Here is a 15,848-nt window from a genome sequence, read left to right as displayed (position 1 = left end):
ACTCCAGCCCGACCACGGATGAGAAGCGGACGAGTTCGCTTTGCCCCATGTCCCACGCTCCTGCAAGCGAGCGTCTCGGTCCCTGGCGACGCTGGTACAGTCGGAACGTGCGTCCACAAGCAATGAAGCGGGTGACCCTCACCGGGTCGCTTCTGGTGACCCTCACGCTCACCGCGTGCTCCTCGACCCCCTCGGAGGGGGGCGTCCCTGTCGGGTGCGACTCGGCAAAGGCCACAGCCCTTGGAGGCGCCGACGCCGGACGGTCCCTCAACGTCGTGGTCGGACGCGTCGGGGTCGCGCAGCGCTGGGACGTCCCCAGGACGGTCGGGCGGCTCGTCGTGTACACGGGCAGCGCGGCCCCCACCCCGGCATTCACCTCCGAGGTTTATCGGCTCGGTCTGCGGGAGGTCGCGGGGGACGCGCACGGCTGGCACGTCCTCTCCGGGGAGGACGACGCGCTCCGCGACGCGGCGGCGGAGCTCGTCTCGAACGGCGCGGCGAGGTACGCACAACCCGCGTACCGGTACCGTCCCAGCGCGCTGCCCATCCCGAACGATCCCCTCTTCGCGCAGCAGAGGCCTGCGCTGGACCGGCTCGGAATTCCGGCCGCGTGGGGCAAGCTGGACGCGGGTTGCGCGCCCGTCACGGTCGGCGTCCTCGACAGTGGCGTCAGCACGGACGATCCGCAGCTCACGCCCAACCTCACGCCCACCGCGTCCTGGGCGACCGTCACGTTCGACACGCTCAAGCAGGGCACGGCCGCCCTCGACCTGACCAACAAGGACAAGACGCAGGCCTGGCATGGACACGCGGTCGCCGCGACGATCGCGCAGGTGACGGGAAATGCCGCCTCCGGGGTCGGTGCGGGCGGCAACGTTGTGAGGGTGCTGCCCGTCAATGTCCTTTCACGTGGCGCGGACGGCACGTACGGGTACGAGGAGGGATCCGTGGCGCGCGGGCTGGAGTACGCCGTGGGTCGCACGACCGTCGTCCGGGACAGCGTCACGACCACCTACGTCAATCCCGCTCCTGTCCGGGTGATCAACCTCAGCCTCGGCGTCGGGACGTCCGCCTGGCAGGGGGACGACCTCTGGCTGCAGTCGTACCTGGACGCGGCCCGGCGGGCAGGCGTGGTGATCGTGGCCGCCGCAGGGAATGATTCGCGTGACCTGGTGGATCAACCCGCGCAGAGTTCCGCCGTGATCGCCGTGGGGTCCGTGTCCGGGACGGGCGCGCGGTCGACCTTCTCGAACTATGGGCGCGGGCTGGACTTTGTCGCGCCGGGCGAGAACATCCTGACCCGCAGCTCGGGAACGGACACGTCGTGGTCGGGCACGTCCTTCGCGGCGCCGATGTTCGCGTCGCAGGTGGCGCTCTGGATGTACGCGAACGAGCAGCATCGGGGGAGCGCCACGGCGGGTCGGTCGGGCGCGGACGTCACGGCCTTCCTGATGGCCTGCTTCGCGGCGGCGTCCTCGAACCACGCGGCGTGGAGCGCAGGCGCGTGGGGGTCCGGCTGGACGGCGGCGATCGGGGCAGGCTGGGTGGACACGTCAGCGGTGGTGGACGCGACGTTCACGCCATGCCGCTGACGTGTACTGAGGTGAAGGGAACGGGCCCGCGCGAGTGTGCGCGGGCCCGTCGCTCAAAAGAACTTACTTGACGTTGAAGGCACCCACGGCGAGCTTGACGGTGCCCAGGGTCACGAACACCGTGTACTCACCCGTCTTGAACCCGGTCTTGGTGCTGAGGTTGAAGACGTACTGTCCGCTGTTGGCGTCGTACCGCCACACGGTCGAGCCGGTGGAGAGGTCCGTCACCTCGAAGGTGGGATCGTTGATGCTCGCGGCCTTGTAGGCGACGCTCAGCTTGAGGCTGGACGCGAGGTCCGTGGCCGGCTGACCCCCAGCGTAGGTAGGTGCGAGGAACTTGATCGGCACGGTCGAGCCCATCTTGACAAGGCTGAGGTCGCTCGGGGTGTTCTTGAGGGGCTGGAGCAGGTTGAAGGCGTTCGTGTAGATCGAGCCGAGGGTCACCTGCACGGTGGTAGTGGGGGTGGTGGCGGTGTTGCCCGCGCGATCGGTCGCCTGGCAGGTCACGCTGTTGTCGCCCATTCCGAGGGTGGCGACGTTGCAGGTCACGCCGCCCGAGAGGCCGGACGTCACGTCGGTCGCGATGAGATTACCCATGTCGAGGGGCGCGCCGCCAATGTTCTGCGCGATGACATTGAGGTTGAGCGAGCCCGAGAATTGGGGGGCGGTCGCGTCACGCTTGACGTTCACGGTGCCGTTGGCAGTATTGCCCGCGCGGTCCTTGCAGGTCGTGCTCGCTGTGTAGGTGGCGGCGTCCATGGTGAGTGGCGCGACGGGGGTGCAACTCGCCAGTCCGCTGAGGGTGTCACTGGAGTCGGTGGTGCCGAAGGTCACGTCGCCGGTGTACCAGTCGTTCTGGCCGAGCTTGCCGCTCAGGACCTTCACCTGCGCGACGGGCGCGGTCTTGTCGACGTTGATGCCGCCGAGCGTTGCGGTGGCGGTGTTGCCAGCCTGGTCGGAGATGGAGGCGCTGGCCGTCTGGTTCGCACCCTCGCCGAAGATCTGGCTGGACGGGCAGGTTGCCGCGAGACCGGAGAGGGCGTCGCTGCACTCGAACTTCACGGTGACGTCAGCGTTGGTCCAGCCGTCGTTGTTGGCCTTCAAGTCGCGGGTGGCCGTGATGACCGGGGCGGTCTTATCGATGAGGGCGCTGAGGGTGCGGGTGGCGGTGTTGCCCGCCTCGTCCGTCACGGTGCGCGTCACGACCGTAGGTTCGGCTGCGCTCTTCGACTCGGCGCTCGCGGTGAGGGTGAAGGAGGTGTCGCCTACCACGCCGGAGGTGGCGTCGGTGACGGTGAAGCTCTCGCTGCGGTCGCTCTTGCGCCAGGTGGTGTCCGTGATGTTCTGCCCGCTGATCACGGGGGCGGTCGCGTCACGCTTGACGGTGAGGGCGCCGCCCGCGGTGTTGCCGGCCTTGTCCGTGCAGGTCGTGCTGGCCACATAGGCGGTGTTGTCCTGCATGAGTGGCGCCACGGGGGTGCAGTTGGCCAGTCCGCTGAGCGCGTCTGTGGAGTTCGCAGTGCCGAAGGTGACGTCGCTGGTGTACCAGTCCTTCAGACCGAGCGTGCCGCCCGTGACGTTGACGAGCGCGACGGGCGCGGTCTTGTCCACATTGACGCCCGAGAGTGTAGTCGTGGCGGCGTTGCCAGCACGGTCGATGATGTCGGCAGCAACGCTCTGGTCGGCGCCCTCCCCGAGGGTGCGGTTGCCAGGGCAAGCCGAGACGCCGGAGAGGTCGTCGCTGCACTCGAACTTGACGGTGACGTCGTCGGCGTACCAGCCCAGCGAGTTGGGCGCGTGGTCGGCGACGGCCCGAACGATCGGAGCGGTCTTGTCGACGTTGATGGGGCCCTCGGTGACCTCGGCGGTGTTGCCCGCGCGGTCGGTGACGCTGGCCTTCGCGGTTTGGGCGGCGCCCTCGCCGAAGGTCTGCGCGGTGGGGCAGGTCGCGGTGAGGCCGGAGAGGGCGTCGCTGCACTCGAAGGTCACGGTGACGTCGGTGTTGTTCCACTTCTCGCCGTTGGGCTGCACGTTCCGTTTCGCGATGAGGACGGGCTTGACGGTGTCGATCAGCGCCGAGATGGAGCGGACCGCCTGGTTCCCGGCGAGGTCTGTGACGGTCTGCGAGACGACCGTGGGCTGTGTAGCGGACGTGGAATCCTTTGAGGCGGTGAGGGTGAACGTCGCAAGCCCGGCGTCGCTGAGTCCAGAGAGGTCATCCTTCGCCGTGAAGTTCGCGCTGGTCGGGACGTTCTGCCACGTGGCGCCGACGATGTTCTGCCCGCTGATGACGGGCGGAGTGAAGTCCAGCAGCGCGGAGGCGCGGCGGGTGGTGGCGTTGCCCGCGCGGTCCTTCACGGTGTACGCCACCACCGTGGGTTCCGTGGCCGACTTCGACTCCTGGTTGACGGTCAGCGTGAAGGCTCCGTCCGTGTCCTTCGCGAGGCCGGACAGGGCGTCCGATGCGGTGAAGTTCGCGTTGAGAGCGCTGTTGCGCCACGTGGTGTTCGTGACGTCAGCGCTGACGGCCGGGGCGGTGCGATCGATGAGGGCGCTGAGGGTACGGGTGGCGGTGTTGCCCGCCTCGTCCGTCACGGTGCGCGTCACGACCGTGGGGGTCGTGGCGCTTGCGGACTCGGCGCTCGCGGTCAGGGTGAAGGAGGTGTCACCCACCACGCCGGAGGTGGCGTCGGTGACGGTGAAGCTTTCGCTGCGGTCGCTGTTGCGCCAGGCGGGGTCGGTGACGTCCTGCCCGCTGATCACCGGGGCGGTCGCGTCACGTTTGACGGTGACGCTGCGGGTGCTCTTACCACCCGCGCTGGTGGCCTCGCAGGTGAAGGTGGTTCCCTTCGTGTCGGCGGTGACGGTGGTACTGCTGCAATCCGTGGAGGTGTACTGACTTTCGTTGTCAACGACGCTCCAGGTGAGCACGACGTTGGAGGTGTACCAGTTGTTCTGACCGAGGGTGCCGGTGAGGGTGGGGGTGATGACGGGTGCCGTCGCGTCGGTGGGTTTCGGCACGGTCACCTTGACCTTGAATGAGCTGCTAACGAACGCGCCGGACACGGTTTTCCCCTGGACGGTGGCGGTCCGGCCCCCCGACGCGGTGGCGGTGAGCGTGGCGGTGCTGGCATCCACGGCGGCCGGGTTGACCGTGTAGGTGACGGTCGCGTCGGTCGGGTCGCAGCCCGTGACGGTGACGCTCTTTGTCCCGTCGGTCGCCGCGCCCGTGAGGCTGACAACGTTCCGGTCGGAGGAGGTCAGTGTGATGGTGACGGGGTTCTGCGGGTTGGCGTTGCAGCCGTTGACGGGGTCGGTGCTGTTGTCCGAGGCGGTGAGGAAGAGCCGGACGGTACCGGTCTCGCCGGGCACTTTGGTGACGTCGCCTGTGGTGATGACGCCGTTCTTGACGTCACCGGCTGTGATGACGTCGAGAGGCGTGAAGACGACGCCGTTCGGGGGGGCTGAGGTGTTCGTCGTGGCCGTCGGGTTCGGCGACGTGCCGCAGGCAAACAGGGCGAAGGACAGCAGGACCACGGACGGAATCTTTCGCATTCAGCCTCCGTCGGGTCGGTCTCACCACTCACTCCCCCCAGGCAAGGTGACCGATGTCAGCTTGGGGTTCTCAGCGTCCCGGTGTGTTGGATAGTGAGAATTATACCAGTGCGCTGAAACTTGTCATGAGTTCATGAACTGTTAATGTAATAAAAACGCGCTCTACACCCGCAATGTAAAGTGAGTAAAGGAAATGTAAAGATAAAGGCTTGGCCGTAGTCTCCCTGCCAACTGAAACGCTCCCAAAATGCGTTCCACCACACCACACGAGACTTTTCACGGCCAACACGTTCAGGTTGCAGTAGGAAGCATAGCGACACAGTGACAACAGGTGGAGACGCCGAGTCCACAGAACGTGCAGGGCGACGACTCGAGACTGCTGCACCACTTAACCCTTGAAGGTGCTGCCCAGCGCTTCTCTGCAAACCCCACTCTCAAAAAAAGAGGCACTGCCACAACTGCCAAAACAACTGCCAAAAGGCCCGTGTTGCCCCCAGCAATACGCGTAGTCAGAAACAATTCAGAAAGCGCAAGACCAAGTGCAGGCGCTCCCCTCTTCAGTCCTGCCGGCCTCTGTGAACCGATAAGCCACAGACCGAGGCCGACCAGGACACTCCTGCTGAGCGGTGTACCAAACCTGTCAATGCCAGCAAAAGCAGCTCCAAACTGCACTCAGCGGGCGATCGGACGACTTCCGGATGGTATACACCGCGCGGCCCGTATCGACGGTCACAACTCCTCATTCTGCTAAGGGGTTCAGGAGGCAGCCAATCTCTTATTCCCAAGGGGAGCATTTCTCTACTCCCACTGTTTTGCAGCCCCTTCTACCCGGGCCAGCTCCCTGACGATCTGAACTCGCAGCACCTTCGACGTTCGGTCCGCCTCAGCCTTCAACTCATCGACATGCACCTTGCGGGTTCGTGAGGACAAGCCGGAAATCAACGGGCGTCCCGGGGGCCGCAGGCACTTCCCGGTTTCCAGATGATGCAGGTACTGCTGGACCAGGTCACGCTGACGAGGTGTGCTGCCGCCATGACACCGACAGAGAAACCGACCTTGAAGACTCTGATCGCAGGCATACCGACGACAGTAGTGGCATCGCCAGGCGAATCCACCGTTCGGTGTGGTGCGGATGTCATCCGGGCGAAGCCGTCGATCCAGCTCGGTGACCTGTGGAAGCTGAGAACGTTTCATACGCGCCATAGCTCAAAGTTAGGCGGGCACGCGGCATGACCTTGCCCATAGACAGCATGAACGCGTCGCCGCCGAATTTGACGCGAAGCGATGAAGTGTGCACGGTCACCGGGGACAATCAAGGTTTAGAGGACGATGATGCACGTTCCTTTTGGCGTGCACGGTACTTTGCCTGCTTGTCCGCCTGTTGACATGCCACTGAACAGTACTCGCGCTTCTCCCGCATCAACCGTACCTGTCTGCAGCTCTTGCGTTTGCAGCGCTGCACAGTTCGGGATTGGTAGCTATCCGCCTGCAGGGCCGCCATGGTCGCCAGCGCTTGTATACCGACGGCGATGTTGAACTGAAACAATCCCGTGTCCTGATTCACGATGGGTCGGGTGTTCTCAAGGATCAGCTGCCTTTCGTCCTCCTGGTTGCTCACGCCAAAGCTCCACAACCAGTAAAGGGCATCAGAAGCCAAGCGCTGCAGTTGATCCCGTGGGCTCACCAGAGACGGTCCATATGCCCGTGCCAGCTCCGCACGTCGTTCCTCGCTGAGAGTGTTGTAGGCGTCGATGCCGATATCGTCTCGAAGACGATCCGTTCCAAGGCGCCGTCGGGTTTCGTCGCTGGGCACGTCCTTGGACGCCTTTTTCCACGCTGTCAGGAGCTCGATGAGCTCCTTCAGTTTCTCGGCGGCAGAAAGCCAGTGTGCCAGGGGTTCCTCAATGGCTTCGGTCGTGGCGGCGCCGAGACCATGCCAGACATGCGCCGTAAACAGCGGGCCAAGAGCAGACGCGACGGCCTCGATCAGCCAGCGTTCGTCTGGATCATTCCAGGGTGTCGGACTCATCCCGCCCGAAAGGTTCAGCAGCAGTTCGACCGACGTCACCCGCTCCGGCTCTTCAGTGCGGCGGGTCTTGCGGACAAGCAGACGATGCGACACGAACAGATTCTTGAACTGCACTGATCCTGTCGCGTCCTGCAGTGGCGTGAAGCGGAGCACTGCACCACCGGGCTGCTCCAGCAGCTCCGCACGGCACTCCATGCTCCAGTGCGTGAACAGCTCGAAAGATAACTCCTGGGTCATTCGGAGCACACTGTAGCGCTCCCCATCCTTCGTTACTGGACATGTCACCTACCCCGGTAACAACTTTTCACCAAGACTGGAGGCATGAATTATCCAGACAACGAGAAAGAGATGATCCCGAACGTCCCGACGCCCCGACTGGTGTACACCCCCCGAGACCTGGAGCCTCTCCTCCAGCTCTCCAAGAACACCATCAACAAACTCCTCCAACGTGGAGACCTGCGAGGCGTGCGCGTCGGACGCAAATGGCTCATCCCCCACGACGCCATCACAGAATTCCTCGCCCGCCGGAGGGAGCTGTGACGTCCTCCGTCCCCACGATCGACACGACCGGCTGGAAGTCAGGAGACTACGCGCGCCATTACACCGGGAAGCTTGGATGGGGTCTCGTTCCAGTCCCGGAAAAGCAGAAAGCGCCCCGTCACCGGAGCTGGAACGATGCGGCAAAGGCGATCACCGATCCAGAGCGTGCCTATGATCGCTGGTCGGCCTCGGCGGAGAACATGGGCGTCCTGCACTCAGCGAGCCACACCCTGGTGCTCGACATCGACGATCCGGAAGGCACACACTGTGCTTTGGCGAGCGTCGAGCTGGACCTGCAGGCGTTGCTGAACCGCAATCCCTTCCGAACCAAGGGACTCAAGGGAGAGAAGCCCTACTACCGGGTGCCGCAAGGAATGACGCTGACCCGGAAGGTCTTGCAGTGGCCCGCCGATCCACAAAGCGGGTCCTCCAACAGCAAGCACACGGTGTTCGAGTTGCGCGCGGGGGCAATCCAGGACCTCCTGCCGCCCTCAGTGCATCCGCAGACGGGACGCCCGTACGAGTGGGTCCAAGGTCCCCCACCCTCGAGGGAGGACCTTCCCGAAGTGCCCGAAGAGCTCCTCTGTCTTATCCAGCAGTGGGCCATGCTGGAACCCCTCATGCGTGATGCATGTCCGTGGGCAGACGGGACGCCTGAAAAAGCCACCTCGGCACCGGATCTGCCCTTCGCTGGCGACAGCATCATCGACAAATTCAACAGGCAGCACCATCCAAGGGAAATCCTGGAGCGTCACGGTTACCGCCGGATTGGCGTAGATCGTTGGCTCTGTCCGGGCAGCACCACAGGCTCTCCAGGCGTGAAGCTGCTTCCCGACGTCAGCAGAGGTGGGTACCCGCAGGTGTTCTCCAACCATGGCAGCGACCCGCTCAATGACGGGCATGCCCATGACGCCTTCAGTGTGTTCAAGATACTGGACCACCACGGTGATCTGACCGCAGCAGTTCGCACGGCACGTGCCCTGCTCGACGCCTCACAGGAGCCGGTATGGCCGAGTACGCAGCAGGAAGCGTGGCCACTTCGGGAATCGCTACCCCCGCTCGCCACGCCCGTTCCGGCACTCAGCGAAGACCTGGTGCCCGAAGGGGTTCGAGGGTGGCTAACGGACGCGAGCCACAGAATGAACGTCCCGCTGGGAATGCTCGCCATTCCCGCGCTTGTCGCTGCGGGCTCAGTGATCGGACTTCATGTTCAGGTTCGACCCAAACAGCACGACACCTGGACAGTGATATCCAACTTCTGGGGTGCCATTGTGGGCCCGCCCAGCGTGATGAAGTCGGCCGTCTTACGAGAAGGCACACGATTCATCCGCAAGCTCGAGCAGGAAGCCTTCAAAGAAGTCGAGGACATCCGAGCCGAGTGCGAAGCGCAACTCGAGGTCCTCACTGCTCAGCTGGAACAGGTCCAAGGACGACTGAAACGGGCCGATGCCGATGACGTGGCGGGACTCCGTGAGGAACTTCTCGCGCTTCGCGAAGAGCAGCAGGCGCTCAAGCAACGGCTGCTTCCACGCCGTCTCGTCGTGAATGACGTCACCCCCGAGAAGCTCCTTGAGCTGCTTCGTCAGTCGCCCAATGGATTGCTGCAGTTCCGGGACGAGATGATGGGCTGGATTCACACCCTGCAACGCGCTGGACGTGAGGGAGAACGGCCGATGTATCTCGAAGCCTGGAACGGGAACGGAAGCTTCACGCAGGACCGACTGGGCCGAGGGACCATCCACGTCAAGAACGTCAGACTGGCCATGCTTGGTGGTATTCAACCCGGTCCACTGATTGAGCAGACGAAATCTGCTCGCGGACAAGGAGACGACGGGCTTCTACAGAGGTTCCAGTTGCTGGTCTGGCCTGACGCTCTGCCCGAGTACCAGGAGAACGACCGACCACCAGACCTTGCTGCCATAGCGCAAGCTGAGCGGGTCATCCGGTTCCTGGACGGCTTACGCGCAGACGACTTCGAGACGGAACAGGATGAGGATGGTCATGCGCTGCTGCGCTTCTCCCCTGACGCCCAGATGGTCTTCAACACGTGGAGAGCAGAACTGGAAGCCAAGTTGCGCTCACGTGAGCTTCAGGAGCACCTTGCCTTGCAGGCGCACCTCGCCAAGTACCGCTCGTTGCTGCCGGCGCTCGCCCTCCTGCTGCACCTGTGTGAATGTGCCATCCGTCAGGACCAGGACTTTGACCGTCATCACATCGGTGTGAACAGTGCCCAAAGTGCCGCGCGGTGGTGCGCGTTCCTGGAGGCACACGCACGGAAGGTGTGGGGAGCGGACCGTGACCCGACCGTTCAGGCGGCCTGGCTGTTGGTGGAGGCCATGCAGACAGGACGTCTGCACACCGGGATGAAACTGCGGGATGTGCTGCGGGCGAAATGGTCGGGCTTGACGGACGCGAACACGGTGAAGCAGGGGTTGGGCCTTTTGGAGCGCCTTGGGCACGTGAGGCAGGAGCGTCAGGAGCATCCCAACGGTGGACGCCCGTCGATTGTCGTGCACCTCCATCCTGCGTACGAGGCCGACGATGCGTAGGCCTCAGCACGGACAACAAGGAGACACGGAGGACGCCAGATCGGAGGTCCCTAAGCGAGGTTCTGGCAGTTCCGGCAGTGGCCTTCCCGGTCTTCACCAGCAGCGGTGTGGGCAGTGCAGATTCTGGCGCCGTGCGCAGGACGTCCCGACCCTGGGTCGCTGCACGCTGGGCTGGAGGGCACACGGCGAACCATCCCGCCAGGGCGCACCCTTCCCGGAAACGTCCTACCACTCGACCTGCTGGGCTTGGGGCGGTCGAGGGTGGCAGCGAACATAAACCATCTGCCGGGGAGCGCTCAACCCTCCCCGGCGGACCACACGCGAGTACGATCGAGCTGTGGGAAGTGGAGTCGCGAAAGCGCACTGAGAGGCATCACATGACGGCAACAAAAGGCAAGAGCAAGAAGACGAAGCAGCGGGGCAACCGCCAGGGAACGATCTACGCGTACCGTGGACGCTTCCGCTGGCAACTGCGTGCGGAAGTGAACGGCCGACTGACGGTCATCAGAAGCGGCGTCGAGGAGACGCGTGCCGCCGCCGACAAGGTCATGCGGCAAGCGCTGGTCGAGGTCGAGCGGGGCCGCTTCACCCTGCGGGCGCCGTCCACGGTGGGCGACTGCCTGGACAACTGGTTGCGGCTGCGCCGCCCACACGTTCGGGAAACCACCTTCGAGCAGTACGAGCTGCGGTTGAGGTTGTACGTGCCGGAGTCCCTCAAGCGGATGCGGCTTCAGGAGGTGCGGCGGTCCCACATCCTCGGGTTGGAAGCCGAGCTGGCGACGAAGCTGTCGGCGAGTTCACGCAAGAAGGTGATCGAGCATCTCGCGGCGGCGTTCAAGGAGGCGGTGCATGAAGACCTGATCCTCAAGAATCCGGCGGATGACATTCGGGTCACGCCAACCCCGGCGGAGCGTTCGCGGGTGAAGCGGCGCAAGGCCCTGACGGATGACGAACTCAACCGTTTTCTGGATGAGGCGTCGGGAGATCCGCTGTTCCCGCTGTTCTACCTGATGTTCTCGTTAGGCCTTCGGTGTGGTGAGGCGCTCGGGTTGCGCTGGCAGGACGTGGACTTTGAGGATCGGTTGGTGCGGATCGAGCAGGCGAACAAACTGCTCAAGAACAAACCGGTCATCGGGGACGTCAAGACCGCGCAGTCACGACGGGTGCTTCCGGCCAGTGCTGATCTGCTGGAGGTACTTGCGCAGCATCGGGCGGCGCAGATGCGGCTGAGGGCGTCGCTGGGGCAGGCCTGGCCGATGTCGGGGTTGGTGTTCACGACGGCGCGGGGGGCGTTGCTGGACCGGCACAATGTGCAGCGGACGATGCATCGGATCGCGGCGCGCGCGGGGCTCGAGAAGTTCGGGACGCACTCGGGTCGGTATACGAGCATCACAAACCGGTTGCGGGCCGGGCAGTTGCCGGAGGTGGTGGCAAAGATCGCGGGGCATGCGCGGGTGTCGACGACGCTGAACATCTACCGGCAGGTGATGCCGGATGAGGTGCGCACGGCGGAGTTTGATCTGCAGGCGCACTTGCGGCGGAAGGAGGCGGCGGATTGAGCGTGGGGGCTATTGCACACCTATTGCACACACGGGGGTATTCCGGGGGATCCCCACCCCGACCAAAAAGGAAAGAACCTCGTCTGGGACGAGGTTCTGGTTGGTAGGCCCGAGCGGATTTGAACCGCTGACCCCTACCGTGTCAAGGTAGTGCTCTACCCCTGAGCTACGGGCCTACGGGTTGGAGGCGCTGGGCGGACTCGAACCGCCGGTGGAGGTTTTGCAGACCTCTGCCTTACCACTTGGCTACAGCGCCGTGCGGACTGGGCCATTCGCGGCTGCGCCGCTTGCGGAGCGGAGGTCCTCCTCCCAGCGAGAGGAATGTTAGCACGGGTTTACCGGGCTGTCAAAGGCCGCGTCACGGGCGCGAGGTGAGGGGCGGACGCGCGGCGCGGGGAGTACACTGCGGGCACATGAGCAACCGATGGACGCGCGCGCTGCTCGGCGGGGTCGTGGCCGCCGTGGCGGCCCTGTATCTCGCCTCGGCGCTGGACGTGGGCGGCGGCGTCGCCCCGAACCGCTACGCGGGCGACCGGACGTGGGTGATCGCGCATCAGGGCGGCGAGGGCCTGTGGCCGAGCAACACGATGTTCGCGTTCGAGCGCTCCGTGCGGCTCGGGGTGGACATGCTGGAGACGGACCTGCACGCCACGCGGGACGGCGTGATCGTCACGATGCACGACGAGACGGTGGACCGCACGACGAACGGGCACGGCCGCGTGAAGGACCTGACGCTCGCGCGGCTCGCGCGGCTCGACGCGGGGTATCGCTGGACGAACGACGGGGGCCGCACCTTCCCCTTCCGGGGGCGGGGCGTGCGCGTCGCGACGCTGGAGGAGCTTCTCGCGGCGTTCCCGCAGGTGCCGCTCACGCTGGAGATCAAGCAGGACGAGCCGAGCATCGCGCGGCCCCTGTGCGACGCCCTGAAGCGGCACGGCGCGCGGGACCGGGTGCTGATCGCGTCGTTCCGCGCGAGCGCCCTGCGGGAGTTCCGCGAGGTCTGTCCGGGCGTCGCGACCAGCATGGCGGAGGACGAGGTGCGGCCCGTGGTGCTGCTGAGCCTCGTGGGGCTGGGCGGGCTGGCGCGGCCCGCCGGGGACGCGCTGCAGGTGCCCGTGCGCTCCGGCGTGATTCCGGTGGTGACGCCCGCGCTGGTCGCGGCGGCCGCGCGCAAGAACGTGGCGGTGCAGGCGTGGACGGTGAACGACCCGGCGCAGATGCGGCGGCTCGTGACGATGGGCGTGGACGGCATCATCACGGACCGCCCGGACCTCCTGCGGGAGGTGCTGTCACGCGCCCGGCGCGATCCCTGACACGCAACGGTGACGCGATGCGTGATCAGGCCGCGGCGGGGGTGCTCTGATGGCCGCATGAGCGACGTGGACGTGAAGGTGACGGACAACCGGGACGAGCAGCGCTACGAGGCGAGCCTCCCGGAGGGACTGGCGTACGCGGAGTACCGGCCCGTGGGGAACGCGCTGCTGTTCTCGCACACGGAGGTGCCGGAGGAACTCGAGGGGCGCGGCGTGGGGAGCACGCTGGTGCGTTTCGCGCTGGACGACGCGCGCTCGCGCGGACTGATGGTGATTCCGATGTGTCCGTTCGTGGCGGCGTTCATGCGGCGGCATCACGAGTACGCGGACCTCGTGCATCCGCAGCAGCGCGGCCTCTTCCAGCTGTAGCCACGAAACGAAAGGAGGACGCCCCCGCCGGTGGCGGGGGCGTCCTGTTGGGTGCCGGGTGGGGAGGGACGCGAGTCGACGGTGGTGTTGACGCAGCACGATGCCCGACCGAGCTCAGGTTAGCGTTCCCAGCTGACGTGCCCGTGAGGGGCGCCTGTGGACGCGCAGGGGTTCGTGGGCGGGACCGCAGGACGGCCCTGCCTCCCCCGCGCGCTCAGTTCTCGCGGTTGGCGTTCCGCGCGGCGTACTCGCCCGCGAGCCCGTCGAGCGCGACGCCCTTGCGTTCGCCGCGTCCACGTTCGCGGACGCTGACCTCGCGGCCCTCGGCTTCCTTGTCGCCGACGATCAGCATGGCGGGCACCTTGCGCAGTTCCGCCGCGCGGATCTTGGCGTTCATGCGGTCCGATCCGGCGTCCACGCTCACGCGCAGGCCCTGCGCCCTGAGGGTGCGTTCGACCTCGTGGGCGTAGTCGAGGTGACGGTCGCTGATGGGAATCACGACGGCCTGCTGCGGCGCGAGCCAGAAGGGGAAGTCCCCGGCGTAATGCTCGATGAGGATGCCCATGAAGCGTTCGAGCGACCCGAAGGGCGCGCGGTGGATCATGATGGGGCGGTGCTCCTGGCCGTCCTCGCCGACGTAGGTGAGGCCGAAGCGCTCCGGGAGGTTGTAGTCCACCTGGATGGTGCCGAGCTGCCACTCGCGGCCGATGACGTCGCGCACGACGAAGTCGAGCTTCGGACCGTAGAAGGCGGCGTCGCCGGGCTCGATGGTGAAGGGCAGCCCGACCTCGGTGACGGCCTCGATGATCTGCTTCTCCGCGAGTTCCCAGTTGGCCTCGTCGCCGACGTACTTGTCGCTCTCGGGGTCGCGGACGCCGACGCGGAAGCGCACGTCCTTCAGGTCGAAGGTTCTGAGGACCAGCACGGTGAGGTCGAGGACGTCGAGGAACTCCGCCTTGAGCTGATCGGGGCGGCAGAAGATGTGCGCGTCGTCCTGGGTGAAGCCGCGCACGCGGGTGAGGCCGTTGAGCTCGCCCGACATCTCGTAGCGGTACACGGTGCCGAACTCCGCGAGGCGCACGGGCAGGTCCCGGTACGATCGCGGCTTGCTGGCGTAGATGCGCACGTGGTGCGGGCAGTTCATCGGCTTGAGCATGTACTGCTCCTCGTCCACCTCGATGGGGGTGAACTGCGAGTCGGAGTAGTACGGGTAGTGCCCGCTGGTCTTGTAGAGCTCCAGGTTGCCGATGTTGGGGGTGATGACGCCCTGGTAGCCGCGCGCGACCTGCTGCTCGCGCAGGAAGCGCACGAGTTCCTCGCGGACGACGGTGCCGTTCGGGAGCCACATCGGGAGGCCCTTGCCGACGAGGGGATCGAGGAGGAAGAGTTCGAGTTCCTTGCCGAGCTTGCGGTGGTCGCGGCGGCGGGCCTCCTCGAGCTGGTGGAGGTGCTCGTCGAGTTCCTTCTGGGTGGCGAAGGCGACGCCGTAGACGCGCTGCAGCATGGGGTTCTTCTCGCTGCCGCGCCAGTAGGCGCCGCTGGTGCTCATCAGCTTGAAGGCCTTCGGGAGGACGCCGGTGCGCGGCGCGTGCGGGCCGCGGCACAGGTCGGTGTAGTCGCCCTGGCTGTAGAGGGTGACGGTGACGTCCTCGGGGAGGTCGCGGATGAGTTCCTGCTTGAAGGGATCGGCCGGGAACTGCGCGAGGGCCTCGTCGCGACTCACCTCGCGGCGGCTGAGTTCGAGGTCACGCGCGAGGATGTCGTGCATGATCTTCTCGATCTCGGGGAGGTCTTCTTCCTTCAGGGGAACGGGCAGGTCGAAGTCCTGGTAGAAGCCGTTCTCGATGACGGGGCCGACGCCGCGCTTGACGCTGCCCTCGGGGTAGCCCCTGGCGCGGTAGTACTCGCCGACGGCCTGGCTCATGACGTGGCCGAGGGTGTGCCGCCAGAGTTCGGCGGCGTCCGCGAGGTTCCTTTTGGTCAGGATGCTGACCTGCGCGCCGTCGGGGAGGGGGGTGAGGAGGTCGTGGAGGAGGCCGTCGACGCGCGCGCCGAGCGCGTCCTGCGCGAGACGCGGGCCGATGGCGGCGGCGGCGTCTCGGGCGGTGGCGCCCTGGGGGAGGTCGAGCTGTTTGCCGTCGGGCAGGACAACGTGCATGGAGGAAGTATACGGGGCGGCGGCGCTGGCCTCCGCGCCCTGATCGGGAACGTGGGACATGGGTGCTCCTGTGTGCGGGTGCGCGCGTGGGGTTTCGTCGGGACGTGAGGAGGCCGCGGACCGGGCGGGGTGCCGGGTGCGCGGCCTCAGGACGTTCGACGGGCGCGGCCCGCGTGGGGGGCCG

The 15,848-nt window shown here is 65.8% G+C and carries 9 protein-coding genes and 2 tRNA genes; 6 read left to right on the top strand and 5 right to left on the bottom strand.

Annotated elements, in window-relative coordinates; translation table 11 throughout:
* The first annotated feature begins 107 nt into the window (after positions 1 to 107).
* Positions 108 to 1,592, top strand: a complete 1,485-nt coding sequence (locus tag DEIPI_RS0109855) for a S8 family serine peptidase (protein WP_157463574.1) — start codon at positions 108 to 110, stop codon at positions 1,590 to 1,592.
* 63 nt (positions 1,593 to 1,655) lie between these two features.
* Here the strand turns inward: DEIPI_RS0109855 and DEIPI_RS0109850 are convergent, their stop codons facing one another.
* Both DEIPI_RS0109850 and DEIPI_RS0109845 read right to left on the bottom strand, forming a co-directional pair.
* A complete protein-coding gene (locus DEIPI_RS0109850) occupies positions 1,656 to 5,147 on the bottom strand; it encodes a PxKF domain-containing protein (protein WP_027481672.1) in 3,492 nt (1,163 codons plus the stop codon).
* 1,312 nt (positions 5,148 to 6,459) lie between these two features.
* Positions 6,460 to 7,413, bottom strand: coding sequence for a hypothetical protein (locus DEIPI_RS0109845; RefSeq protein WP_027481671.1), 954 nt, complete (start codon positions 7,411 to 7,413; stop codon positions 6,460 to 6,462).
* Positions 7,414 to 7,497: 84 nt separating this feature from the next.
* Between DEIPI_RS0109845 and DEIPI_RS29980 the strand changes: the two genes are divergently transcribed.
* The 3 genes from DEIPI_RS29980 (at position 7,498) to DEIPI_RS0109830 (ending at position 11,824) form a co-directional block, all read left to right on the top strand.
* Positions 7,498 to 7,716 (top strand): helix-turn-helix domain-containing protein, encoded by a 219-nt coding sequence (locus DEIPI_RS29980; RefSeq protein WP_245588538.1) that lies wholly within the window; start codon positions 7,498 to 7,500, stop codon positions 7,714 to 7,716.
* Positions 7,713 to 10,265, top strand: coding sequence for a DUF3987 domain-containing protein (locus DEIPI_RS36545; RefSeq protein ID WP_169737063.1), 2,553 nt, complete (start codon positions 7,713 to 7,715; stop codon positions 10,263 to 10,265). The genes DEIPI_RS29980 and DEIPI_RS36545 overlap by 4 nt, the downstream gene beginning before the upstream one ends.
* A 377-nt stretch (positions 10,266 to 10,642) precedes the next feature.
* Positions 10,643 to 11,824: a tyrosine-type recombinase/integrase gene (locus DEIPI_RS0109830; RefSeq protein WP_045233995.1), complete on the top strand. Its 1,182-nt coding sequence runs from the start codon at positions 10,643 to 10,645 to the stop codon at positions 11,822 to 11,824.
* A 101-nt stretch (positions 11,825 to 11,925) separates the two neighbouring features.
* On the opposite strand, the gene DEIPI_RS0109825 is transcribed toward DEIPI_RS0109830, so the two are convergent.
* Both DEIPI_RS0109825 and DEIPI_RS0109820 read right to left on the bottom strand, forming a co-directional pair.
* Positions 11,926 to 12,000 (bottom strand) — tRNA-Val (locus DEIPI_RS0109825).
* Positions 12,001 to 12,006: 6 nt separating this feature from the next.
* Positions 12,007 to 12,080 (bottom strand) — tRNA-Cys (locus DEIPI_RS0109820).
* A gap of 157 nt (positions 12,081 to 12,237) precedes the next feature.
* On the opposite strand from DEIPI_RS0109820, the gene DEIPI_RS0109815 reads away from it, so the two are divergent.
* Both DEIPI_RS0109815 and DEIPI_RS0109810 read left to right on the top strand, forming a co-directional pair.
* Entirely contained in the window at positions 12,238 to 13,137 is a 900-nt protein-coding gene (locus DEIPI_RS0109815; protein ID WP_084474134.1) for a glycerophosphodiester phosphodiesterase family protein, read from the top strand.
* A gap of 57 nt (positions 13,138 to 13,194) precedes the next feature.
* A complete protein-coding gene (locus DEIPI_RS0109810) occupies positions 13,195 to 13,506 on the top strand; it encodes a GNAT family N-acetyltransferase (protein ID WP_027481667.1) in 312 nt (103 codons plus the stop codon).
* 214 nt (positions 13,507 to 13,720) lie between these two features.
* Here the strand turns inward: DEIPI_RS0109810 and thrS are convergent, their stop codons facing one another.
* Positions 13,721 to 15,664 (bottom strand): threonine--tRNA ligase, encoded by a 1,944-nt coding sequence (gene thrS / locus DEIPI_RS0109805; RefSeq protein WP_027481666.1) that lies wholly within the window; start codon positions 15,662 to 15,664, stop codon positions 13,721 to 13,723.
* Positions 15,665 to 15,848 lie beyond the last annotated feature (184 nt).

This window comes from Deinococcus pimensis DSM 21231 (assembly GCF_000519345.1).
GTDB lineage: Bacteria > Deinococcota > Deinococci > Deinococcales > Deinococcaceae > Deinococcus_A > Deinococcus_A pimensis.
Note: the sequence above shows the minus strand (reverse complement) of the source record. Positions and strands in the feature narration are given on the sequence as shown.